10 protein-coding genes are annotated in these 11,095 nt (G+C 68.1%); 6 read left to right on the top strand and 4 right to left on the bottom strand.

All coding sequences use genetic code 11. From position 1 onward, the window contains the following. The first annotated feature begins 72 nt into the window (after positions 1-72). From LQF10_RS10565 to LQF10_RS10545, 5 genes are all read left to right on the top strand, one after another. Entirely contained in the window at positions 73-1,389 is a 1,317-nt protein-coding gene (locus tag LQF10_RS10565; RefSeq protein ID WP_231063812.1) for a nickel-dependent putative hexonate epimerase, read from the top strand. 9 nt (positions 1,390-1,398) lie between these two features. Continuing rightward, complete coding sequence (locus LQF10_RS10560) at positions 1,399-3,084, top strand: FHA domain-containing protein (RefSeq protein WP_231063811.1); 1,686 nt, start codon at positions 1,399-1,401, stop codon at positions 3,082-3,084. Positions 3,085-3,238: 154 nt separating this feature from the next. Then, a complete protein-coding gene (gene leuA / locus LQF10_RS10555; protein WP_231063810.1) occupies positions 3,239-4,987 on the top strand; it encodes a 2-isopropylmalate synthase in 1,749 nt (582 codons plus the stop codon). Positions 4,988-5,221: 234 nt separating this feature from the next. Then, a complete protein-coding gene (gene recO, locus LQF10_RS10550; RefSeq protein ID WP_231063809.1) occupies positions 5,222-5,953 on the top strand; it encodes a DNA repair protein RecO in 732 nt (243 codons plus the stop codon). Continuing rightward, positions 5,950-6,732, top strand: coding sequence for an isoprenyl transferase (locus LQF10_RS10545; protein ID WP_231063808.1), 783 nt, complete (start codon positions 5,950-5,952; stop codon positions 6,730-6,732). The genes recO and LQF10_RS10545 overlap by 4 nt, the downstream gene beginning before the upstream one ends. On the opposite strand, the gene LQF10_RS10540 is transcribed toward LQF10_RS10545, so the two are convergent. Genes LQF10_RS10540 through LQF10_RS10525 form a run of 4 tightly spaced genes read right to left on the bottom strand, consistent with a single transcriptional unit; the run spans position 6,696 to position 9,525 of the window. Beyond that, on the bottom strand, positions 6,696-7,301 hold the full coding sequence (locus LQF10_RS10540; protein WP_231063807.1) for a DedA family protein: 606 nt from the start codon (positions 7,299-7,301) through the stop codon (positions 6,696-6,698). The two genes, LQF10_RS10545 and LQF10_RS10540, sit on opposite strands and share 37 nt — an antisense overlap. Continuing rightward, positions 7,298-7,714: a Fur family transcriptional regulator gene (locus tag LQF10_RS10535; RefSeq protein WP_231063806.1), complete on the bottom strand. Its 417-nt coding sequence runs from the start codon at positions 7,712-7,714 to the stop codon at positions 7,298-7,300. The genes LQF10_RS10540 and LQF10_RS10535 overlap by 4 nt, the downstream gene beginning before the upstream one ends. A 12-nt stretch (positions 7,715-7,726) precedes the next feature. After that, positions 7,727-8,653, bottom strand: coding sequence for a metal ABC transporter permease (locus tag LQF10_RS10530; RefSeq protein WP_231063805.1), 927 nt, complete (start codon positions 8,651-8,653; stop codon positions 7,727-7,729). Next, positions 8,650-9,525, bottom strand: coding sequence for a metal ABC transporter ATP-binding protein (locus LQF10_RS10525; protein ID WP_231063804.1), 876 nt, complete (start codon positions 9,523-9,525; stop codon positions 8,650-8,652). The genes LQF10_RS10530 and LQF10_RS10525 overlap by 4 nt, the downstream gene beginning before the upstream one ends. 124 nt (positions 9,526-9,649) lie before the next feature. On the opposite strand from LQF10_RS10525, the gene LQF10_RS10520 reads away from it, so the two are divergent. Beyond that, positions 9,650-11,086, top strand: a complete 1,437-nt coding sequence (locus LQF10_RS10520) for a glycine--tRNA ligase (protein ID WP_231063803.1) — start codon at positions 9,650-9,652, stop codon at positions 11,084-11,086. The last annotated feature ends 9 nt before the right edge of the window (positions 11,087-11,095 follow it).

The raw sequence follows: 11,095 nt of genomic DNA, 5'->3' as shown, positions 1-11,095 counted from the left end.
GGCTGATACCGCTGGTCAAGAGAGTGGGGCGTTCAGCGAAGCGGCGTCATCGCTACGGATAGGCTCAGAAGCATGGTGTGGTTCTCTCACGAAGATGCGTCCATCGAACGGTCCACGATCGAGGGGCTCTGCGAGTCTCTCGTCGAGGAGGCGAAGACGCGCCTCGGCATCGCGGAGCTGCGCCGGGTGCTGCTGCTACCACCGGACATCACCCGCGCGCACGCCGGGGTCGGCTGGATAACCGAATACCTGTATCACCGCCTGGACCAGGCCGGCGCTGAGGTGCACGTGATCCCGACCCTGGGTCAGCACGTGCCGCACTCGGCGCAGGACAACGCCTGGATGTTCGGGTCCATCCCGGACGAGCGGATCCACGCCCACGACTGGAGAGACGGCGTCACCCATGTGGGCACCGTGCCCGCCGACGTGGTGGCCGAGCGCACCGGGGGAGCCGTCACCTGGGAGATGCCGATCGATCTGAACACGATGACGGTCACGCAGGAGTGGGACCTGATCATCAACGTCGGCCACGTGGTGCCGCACGAGGTACTCGGCTTCGCCAACCACAACAAGAACTACTTCATCGGCCTCGGCGGCAAGCGCACCCTGGGCGCCGCGCACATGGCCTCGGCCGTATACGGCATCGAGAACAACCTCGGCAACCTGCTCACGCCCGTGCGGGCGTGCTTCAACTGGGCTGAGGAGCAGTTCCTCGGTGACCTGCCCGATGTCTACCTGCAGGTGGTGATGGCCTATGACGATTCCGGTTCGCTGGTGCACACGGGCGTCTACGTGGGCGACGACCTGGACACCTACCTCAGTGCGGCCCGCGCCAGCATGGCCCAGAACATCACCGAGTTCGCCGAGCCGGTGGACAAGATTGTGGCCGTGATGCAGGCGGACGAGTTCCATGCCACCTGGGTGGCGAATAAGGCCGTCTACCGCACGCGGATGGCGATGGCAGACGGTGGCGAGCTGCTCATCATTGCCCCCGGCGTGGAGCGGTTCGGCGAGCAGCCCGAGGTGGACGCCCTGATCCGCAAGTACGGATATCTGAGTAAGGACGAGGTGCTGGCCAAGTACGCCACGGAAGCCGATATGCAGGATATTCCGCATGCGACCGCACACCTCGTGCACGGCAGTGCCGAGGGCCGGTTCCAGATCACGTATGCGCCGGGCAAGCTCACCCAGGAGGAGGTGGAGTCGGTCGGCTACGGCTACCTCGATATCGATGAGGCCCTACGCCGCTACGACCCGGCCGTGATGCAGGACGGCTGGAACACCATGCCAGACGGCGAACGGGTCTTCTTCATCTCCACACCGTCGGCAGGTCTGTGGTCCACCGCCGACCGGCTCGCAGCGCGCGCCGACCACGAGATGCAGCACTGAGGAGGCATCATGTCCTTCCTGAACCTGAACAGGGCCGCTGAGGGGTACCTGAACCCTCCGGCGGATCGGCCCCGGTGGCCTGACACGTGGACGCTGCGGCGGACCCGCGGAGAGGCGCTGAGCAGGCTGCTCGCCGCGTACTCGGGGTGGTCGCGCACTGTTGCCGGCGCCGTCGCGGTGGGTGTGGTGATCGGTGCGGCGTACCTGGTGGGCATGGGCCTGGACGGGGCGGACGCCGGCTGGAGCTCGATCGTGCTCGCCGTGGCCGGAGCATTACTCGGCCTGGGTGGTCTGATCGCGTGCGGATACGTCCTGATCACCGGTCTGACCGTGGTGGGTGCCGTGCGGTCCTGGGCGGGCATTCGCGCCCAGGACGGCGGCCCTGGCGTTCGCACCGTCCTCACCCCCGCCCTGGTGGTTCGCCTTGCCTTGGCCGTGGTGGGGATGGCCGTGGGGATCTGGTTCGTGCTGGGTCTTCTTGATGTGGTCGATCCGGTGCTTGACCCGCATGGCGGTCGCTTCACCCTGTGGGCTGGCGCAGGAACGGTCGTACTCGCAGGAGTGACCGCACTCCTCGGGTTCGCACTAGTGCTGGCGGCCGCACGTCGGAGCCCGGCCGGTCGTCGTTCCGGTCGATCGTCCACTGGGGCTGAGGGGCATGACGGCGTCCCAATGGCCGGCGTTGGGACTGCCGTGGGGACCGGCATGGAGACAGGTGCAGGTGCTGGGCCCGGTGCCGCAGCCGCACCTGCGCCGGGAGTACCGCCTGTCCCGGACGCTCCGGCGCCCTGGGCGAGCGGGCCCGGCTCGGCAGCCCCACCGCAGAGTGGAGGGTACGGCCAATCGCCTCCCGTGACGCACGGCTATGGTGCACCGGGCTCACCCGGATCACCCGAGCCACAGGGCTACGGGCCGCCCGGCGCACACGGTGGCGGGCAATCCGCAGCGGTAGGCATGCCGGGCGCTGCTGCCTCCGGCGCACCGGTCGATGGCCATGTCCTGCATGAGGATCGCCACTCTGACCACCATGTGCCTGGGGAGGGTGCGTGGGCGCCGCCCCCGTCTTCGGGCTCCACGCAGCACCCGCCTGGCTCGCCATCACGCCCAGGTCTCGACACCCCCGCAGGCGCTCCATGGGAGGCTCCTGCGGTGCCCGCACCACCTGCCAGCGATGCTGCCGGCGCATGGTCATCCGGAAGTGACGGCGTTCAGGAGGGGGTGGGAGTTCCGCCGAGCGGGTTGGAGGCCACCGCAGTGCGGCCGGGAGCGCAGGCTCAGGACTCGGCCGATGACCTGGATGACACCCGCCTGGTGGCGGGCGATGGCACGGGAGTTCGCGTGCGTTTCCATATGGAGGATGGGCGCGTGATGGGCAGCGAGGGGGTCAGTCTGCTCGGCCGTGCGCCCGCGGCCAGGGAGGGCGAAACGGTGGCGGCGCTGGTGACCTTGTCCGATTCCGCCGTCTCCAAGACGCACCTGGCGCTGCGTATCGAGGGCGCCCGCGCCTGGGTGAGCGACCGTGCGTCCACGAATGGCACGATCCTGGTCACCTCGGCCGGGGAGGAACGCCGACTGGTGCCCTGGGAGGAAACGCCGGTGGCACCGGGGGAGACGCTCCAGGTGGGCGCCTCGGTGCTGCGGGTCGAGCTCGATCGCTCGCCCGGTGCCACCACCCTGAGCCGGGACGGGGAGTAGACCACCACGGCAGGTGGGGTACAGTGCCAGGCATGCGCATTCGCGTCAGCCTCCTCCTTCGCTGCCGCGACGAGGCCCAGTAGGCCGGATCCTCGTCGCGGAGTGGTGTGGTGCCCGGCTCCCACCTGAACGAACCAGCGATGAGGATCAGCACATGAACACGCAGAACGACCAGCGCAACCGCAGTATTCACGGCATGCCCCTGGCGAAGTACCGTCCATTCGTCGGCGTCGACCTGCCGGACCGGACCTGGCCGACTCGGAGCATCACCCATGCCCCACGGTGGCTCTCCACTGACCTGCGGGATGGGAACCAGTCCCTGATCGAGCCGATGGACGCAGGTCGCAAGCGCACCATGTTCGACCTGTTGGTGCGGATGGGCTACAAGGAGATCGAGGTTGGATTCCCGTCCGCGTCGCAGACAGATTTCGACTTCGTGCGTTCCATCATCGAAGACGACGCGATCCCCGAGGACGTGACGATCTCGGTGCTCACCCAGGCGCGTGCGGAACTGATCGAGCGGACCGTGCGGTCCCTGGTGGGTGCCCGCCGAGCGACGGTGCATATGTACAACGCCACCGCACCGGTGTTCCGCGACATCGTCTTCCGCAATGACAAGGACGCCACCAAGGAACTGGCCACCGCCGGCACCCAGCACGTGATCGACTACGGCGAGAAGATCCTCGACCCGGACACCGAGCTCGGATACGAGTACTCGCCGGAGATCTTCATCGACACCGAACTGGACTACGCCCTGGAGGTCTGCGAGGGCGTGATGGATGTGTGGGCACCGGAGGCCGGACGAGAGATCATCCTGAACCTGCCCGCCACTGTCGAGCGGGCTACCCCGAACGTCTACGCGGATCAGATCGAGTGGATGAGCAGACACCTGAGCCGGCGCGAGTTCGTCTCGTTGTCGGTGCACCCGCACAATGACCGCGGTACCGGCGTGGCGGCGGCTGAGTTGGCTGTGATGGCCGGCGCCGACCGCATCGAGGGGTGCCTGTTCGGTCAGGGCGAGCGCACCGGCAACGTGGACCTGGTGACGCTGGGCATGAACCTGTACACGCAGGGCATCGACCCGTTGATCGACTTCTCCGACATCGACGAGATCCGCCGCACTGTGGAGCACTGCACCCAGATGGATGTGCACCCGCGCCACCCCTATGGCGGCGATCTGGTCTACACAGCCTTCTCCGGCTCCCACCAGGACGCCATCAAGAAGGGGTTCACCGTACGCAACGAGCGGGTGGCGGCCGCCGGTGGCGACGACACGGCGATCGCGTGGGACGTGCCCTACCTGCCGGTGGACCCCGAGGATGTGGGCCGTAACTACGAGGCAGTCATCCGGGTGAACTCCCAGTCCGGCAAGGGCGGGGTGGCCTACCTGCTGCAGACCACCAGGAACCTCGACCTGCCGCGCCGGTTGCAGATCGAGTTCTCCCAGAGCGTGCAGAAGCACACCGACTCCTTCGGCGGAGAGATGACCGCGGAGAAGATCTGGCAGATCTTCTCCGATGAGTACCTGCCTGCCGGGGAGCATGACGGGTTGACCCCGTGGGGCCGGTTCGACTTGCACGCCACCCAGATCACCTCCGCCGGCGACGGCAGTGATGACGTGCTCACGGCCACGATCGCCGACTCCGGAGACGAGCGGACCGTGCAGGCCCAGGGCAACGGCCCGGTGGCCGCGTTCACCGCGGCACTGGCACAGTTCGGCGTCGAGGTTGCCGTGCTGGACTACGCCGAGCACGCCCTCTCCGAAGGGGGGGATGCGTCCGCCGTGGCGTACGTGGAGTGTGACGTGGCCGAGCAGGTGATCTGGGGCGTCGGGATCGACCCCTCGATCACCACCGCCTCGCTCAAGGCCATCGTCTCCGCCGTCAACCGCGCGGTGCGCTGAGCCCCTGACAACCACGGGCGAGCCGGTCCGGCGAGCCCGGGAGAGCTCCCGTCCGGTCCACCCACCACGAGGATCGGCGGGCCGGCGCAACGGCGATGATGACGGCGACCCCGTCGCACACCCGCGCGCTGGAACGAGGGCGCCCCTGGCCCATTTGGCCGGGTGGCGCCCTCGTGAGGTGCCCTCGCGGCGCGCCGAGGGTGCGATGTCACTGGCGTGCGCGAGAATGGTCAGGTGAAGCTCTACCGGGACGAAGCCATCGTGCTGCGCACCCATAAGCTCGGTGAGGCCGATCGGATCGTCACGTTGCTCACCCGGATGCGCGGGCAGGTGCGTGCCGTGGCCAAAGGTGTGCGCCGCACGTCCTCGAAGTTCGGTGCCCGGCTTGAGCCGTTCGCGGTGGTGGACGTGCAGCTCTACAGCGGGCGGAACCTCGATGTGGTCACACAGGTGGACACCATGGCCCCGCACGGGCGGGCGCTCGGTGCGGACTACGGCTTATACACCACGGCCACGGCGATGGTGGAGACCGCGGAGCGGCTCACCGAAGTGCCGGGGGAGCCGGCCACCCAGCAGTATTTGTTGCTCTCCGGTGCGCTGCGCGCCCTGGCCGAGCAACGCCACCCCGCCACTCTGGTGCTGGACTCCTACCTGCTGCGTGCCCTCGCAGTGGCCGGCTGGGCGCCATCCTTCGCCGAATGCGCCCGATGCGCCGACCCCGGCCCGCACCGCGCCTTCTCCGCACCCGCGGGCGGTGCCGTGTGTGGGAAGTGCCGCCCACCTGGGGCGGCGGCGCCGGCCGCGGAAACCTTCACGTTGCTCAGTGCGCTGCTCACCGGGGAGTGGCCGGTGGCCGAGGCCAGTGCACAGAAGTACCGGCGGGAGGCCTCCGGCCTCGTGGCTGTGTACACACAGTGGCACCTCGAACGCCAGCTCCGTTCCCTGCGCCTCGTGGAACGAGCGTGAGCGCGAGGATCCCCCCGCCTCCCCATCCCTCCGGTGAGCGGGCGCCGTCGATCCCGGCCTCTCTGGTGCCGCGACATGTGGCGATCGTGATGGACGGCAATGGCCGGTGGGCGAATGCGCGTGGGTTGACCCGCAACCAGGGCCATGCCGCGGGTGAAGCCGTACTCCTCGACGTCGTGGCTGGGGCGATCGAGCTCGGTATCTCCCATATCAGTGCCTACGCGTTCTCCACCGAGAACTGGAAGCGATCACCGAGTGAGGTGCGCTTCCTGATGGGCTTCAACAGGGATGTGCTGCGCCGCCGTCGGGACGAGATGAACGACTGGGGCGTGCGGGTGCGGTGGGCTGGCCGGCGGCCGCGGCTGTGGCGCTCGGTGATCGCTGAACTGGAGACCGCCGAACAACTCACGGCGGGCAACACCACCTGCACCCTGACCATGTGCGTGAACTACGGCGGCCGGGCGGAGATCGTCGATGCGGTGCGTTCGATCGGCCGAGAGGTGGCGCAGGGTCGACTCCATCCGGACCGGATCACCGAACGCACGGTAGCCCGGTATCTGGACGAGCCGGATATGCCGGACGTGGACCTGTTCCTGCGCACGTCCGGGGAGCAACGCATCTCGAACTTCCTGCTATGGCAGTCCGCGTACGCCGAATTGGCGTTCGTGGACAAGCCGTGGCCGGACTGCGACCGACGGGACCTGTGGCGCGCCGCCGAAGAGTACGCCCGCCGGGACCGCCGCTATGGCGCCGCCGTGGACGCTCCGCGGTCGACCTGATCAGCAGCTTCGGCCCCCTCGCGCTCTCGCGTGTGGCGTCGGGTGTGGCGCCGCCGAAGGAGCACGATCGCGGCTACGGCGGCAAGGATGAGCGCGGCGATGACGGCGATCCCCACCGGACTGCCCGCCGCGGCCGCCAGCGCGGACTCCCACACGACGAAGCCGATCGTGGAGTAGATCGCCCCCCAGGCCAATGCGCCCGGGATCTGCACGAGCGCGTACTTCCACCAGGTGATCCGCAGGATGCCCGCCGCAGCCTGCACCATCGACTGGAAGCCGACGGTCACGTAGCAGACCGGCACTGCCACCAGGCCCCATCGGCGGATCGCGACGATCCCGGCATCGGCGCCACCACCGGCGAGCCAGTCGTGGATCCGTTTGCGCCAGCCGTCGGCGGGGTGGGTGCGCCGCAACGCCTGATCAGTGGGCACGCGGCCGAGCCAGTACAGCAACTGGCCTCGAAGCCACGCCCCGACGGAGAGGGTCAGGAACACAACGACGAATGGCAGGTCGGTGAGGACGTCAGGCATGTGACTCACCGCAGCGGCGACGGCGTCCGGAGTGGTCACCGGCCGTCGTCGGCCTGGTCTCGTTCGGCGGCGGCGCGGCATGCAGCGCAGATTCCGAACAGCTCGGCGGTGTGCTCGACCGCGGTGAAACCATGCTCGGCTCCGACTGTGGCTGCCCACCGCTCCACGCTGGCGGCGTCGAGTTCCACCGTGGCTCCGCATCGGCGGCAGACCAGATGGTGGTGATGCCCGCGACTTTCGCAACGGCGGTAGAGCGATTCGCCCTCGGCGTTGCGCAGCACGTCCACGTCACCGCTCTCGGCAAGTGCCTGCATGGTCCGGTACACCGTCGCCAGACCGATGCCCTCACCACGATCGCGGAGCATCTCGTGCAGCTGTTGGGCGCTGCGAAAGTCCTCGGTACCAGCGAGAAGGTCGCTCACCGCCGCCCGCTGGCGGGTCATCCTTTGCATCGCCAGTCCTTCCTATCCGTCGGTGGCGGGTCCGAGCTGAACATCGTCCGCCACATCGGGATGCGGATCGACGTCACGGCCCCGGCGTGGCCGAATGAGGGCACGCAGGGCAGCGACACCAGCGTAGACGGTCACGGCGAGCACCACGATCGTGGCACCGGGTGCGAGCGGCTCGGTGAAGGTGATGAGGAGTCCAGCCACGCAGACGAGTGCACCGATCCCCATGGCCGCGGTCATGGTGCGCTGGAACGAGGTGGTCAGCTGCTGTGCGATCGCCACGGGTACGATCATCAACGCGCTCACCAACAGCAGGCCCACCACCCGCATCGAGGCGGTCACGGTGAGGGCCGCCACCACGGCGATGGCCACCGTGAGCAACCGGACCGGGACCCCGGCAGATCGGGCGAACTCCTGGTCCTGACTCACGGCGAACAGAGCGGTACGCAACCCCAGACCCACCACCAGGATCAGCCCGGACATGACGGCCGTCGTCGCCAGATCGCCCGTGGAGACCGTGGACAGGGAACCGAACAGATAGGCCATCAGGTTCGCGTTGGTGCCTCCGGCCAGACTGATGATCACCACACCACCGGCGATACCGCCATAGAAGAGTAGGGCCAGCGCCACATCGCCGTTGGTGCGCCCGCGGGCGCTGACCACCTCGATCAGCAATGCCCCGATGATCGCGGCGACGACGGCCCCGATGAGTGCGTAAGCATCGTTCGGTGTGGCGTGGGTCCAGCTGCCGACGAGCCACCCCATCGCGACCCCGGTCAACGCCACGTGGCCGACACCGTCGCCGAGCAGGGAGAGGCGCCGCTGCACCAGGAACGTCCCCACGACCGGGGCGGTCAGTCCCACGATGAACGCGGCAATCAGCGCCCGCTGCAGCAGCGGGCTCGTCAGTGCGTCGGCGATCTCGGTGAGCCAGTCGATCACGGCAGGCTCCGTTGGATGGTGGCCGGTTCCGGTCGGCTCCCATGGTCGGCATGGACGTGCTCATGACCCGCGCCCGCATGATCCGCCGTGGGCTCGGGAACGGGGCCATCGTGCGCGACCTGACCGTGCCGAAGGACCACGGCCCGCTGCAGCAGGCCGCGCATCTCGCCGATCTCGTGGAGCACCACCACCACCGTGGTGCCGCCGAGGTGTAACTGTTGCAGGAGCCGGGCGAAGGTGCGCTGGGTGGCCGTATCCACACCTGCGACCGGCTCGTCGAGAACGAGCAGGTCAGGATCTCGGACGAGAGCCCGGGCGATGGTGACGCGCTGCTGCTGCCCCCCGGAGAGTTCGTGCAGGGCACTGCTCGCACGGTCGGCGAGCCCGACGGTGTCCAGGGCGTGCAGTGCGCGGGTGCGGGCCTGCCGGGGCAGCCACAATCGGCGCCGTTGCAGCAATCCGGTCAGCACCACTTCCAGGGCGGTGGCAGGCAGGCCGGTGGAGGCGGGCGCGCGCTGAGGGACGTAGCCGATTCGGTGCCACGGCACGGCACCGGTCTTCTCCACGGGGTGGCCGAGCAAGCGCACCTGCCCGCCGGTGATCGGGGCCATCCCGAGAAGCGCGCGCATCAGGGTGGACTTGCCTGAACCGTTCGCGCCGAGCAGTGCCACCGCCTCGCCGGCGTGGACGGTGAGAGTGACTCCGCGCAGAACGCGCGCGCTCTGATAGGCGACGTCGAGGTCTCGTGCCTCGAGGACTACCTCACCGTTCGACCCCGATGATCCGCTGGGGCCGGTGAACTCGATCGACGGACAGCTCTGCGCGCGGGGCGCCCGAGCGCTGTGATCGGCTGAGCCGGCGGCCATTGTCATGCAAACGATTCTCACTCCGGCGGTCAGGGCTGTCAAAAGGCGCCACTGAGGTCCTGCACGCGGGCGGAGGCGGAGCTGCGATGACAGTAGCTGTGCGGGGGACCGGTAGCCTTTCTCCTGCGTCATGCCCGGACCAGCCAGGTCCGGGCCCACCGACCCAGGAGTTCTCGCTGTGGCCAAGGAGCAGTCCCGTCTCGATGCCGTCGTCAACCTCGCCAAGCGCCGGGGCTTCGTGTTTCCCTCCGGGGAGATCTACGGCGGTACCCGCTCGGCCTGGGACTACGGGCCGTTGGGTGTGGAGCTGAAGGAGAACATCAAGCGTCAATGGTGGCGCGCGATCGTCTCCAGCCGGGACGACATCGTGGGCCTGGACTCCTCAGTGATTCTCCCCTCGAAGGTGTGGGAGGCCTCCGGGCACATCAAGGCGTTCGTGGACCCACTGGTGGAATGCCTGAGCTGCCACAAGCGATACCGCGAAGACCATCTCCTGGAGGAGTTCGAGGAGAAGAAGGGCCGTCCGCCAGAGGGCGGTCTGGCCGGGGTCGCATGCGCCAACTGCGGCACGCGTGGGCAATGGACCGAACCGAAGATGTTCAACGGTCTACTCAAGACCTACCTCGGCGTGACCGAGGACGAGTCTGGATTGCACTACCTGCGCCCGGAGACCGCACAGGGCATCTTCGTCAACTTCGACAATGTGCAGCGCACCTCCCGGATGAAGGTGCCGTTCGGCATCGGGCAGATCGGCAAGTCCTTCCGGAACGAGATCACGCCGGGGAACTTCATCTTCCGGACCCGTGAGTTCGAGCAGATGGAGATGGAGTTCTTCGTCCAGCCCGGCAGCGATGAGGAATGGCACCAGTATTGGATCGATGCCCGTACCTCCTGGTACACCGAGCTCGGTATCGACCCGGAGAACCTGCGGCACTTCGAACACCCGAGCGAGAAGCTCTCCCACTACTCCAAGCGCACTGTGGACATCGAGTACCGGTTCGGCTTCACCGGCAGCGAGTGGGGCGAACTCGAGGGCATCGCCAACCGCACCGACTTCGACCTGTCCACGCATAGCGAGCACTCGGGCAAGGAGCTCAGCTACCTCGACCCGGCCACCAACGAGCGCTACACGCCGTACGTGATCGAACCGGCCGCGGGCCTGACCCGATCGCTGATGGCGTTCCTGGTGGAGGCCTACACCGAGGACGAGGCACCGAACGCCAAGGGCGGGGTGGACACGCGCACCGTGCTGCGCCTGGACCACCGGCTCGCTCCGGTCAAGGCTGCGGTGCTGCCGCTCTCCCGCAACGAGCAACTCTCGCCCGCTGCGCGGGATCTCGCCGCGCAACTGCGCAAGAACTGGAATGTCGACTTCGATGACGCCGGCGCGATCGGGCGCCGGTACCGCCGCCAGGATGAGGTGGGCACACCCTTCTGCATCACCGTGGACTTCGATACCGCCGAGGACCAGGCCGTGACAGTGCGCGAGCGGGACAGCATGAGCCAGGAGCGGGTGGCCCTCGATCAGGTCGAGTCCTACCTCGCTGCGCGCCTCGTGGGTGCCTGAGAACCGGCG

The sequence above is a fragment of the Ruania halotolerans genome (genome assembly GCF_021049285.1).
Taxonomy (GTDB): Bacteria; Actinomycetota; Actinomycetes; order Actinomycetales; family Beutenbergiaceae; genus Ruania; species Ruania halotolerans.
Note: the sequence above shows the minus strand (reverse complement) of the source record. Positions and strands in the feature narration are given on the sequence as shown.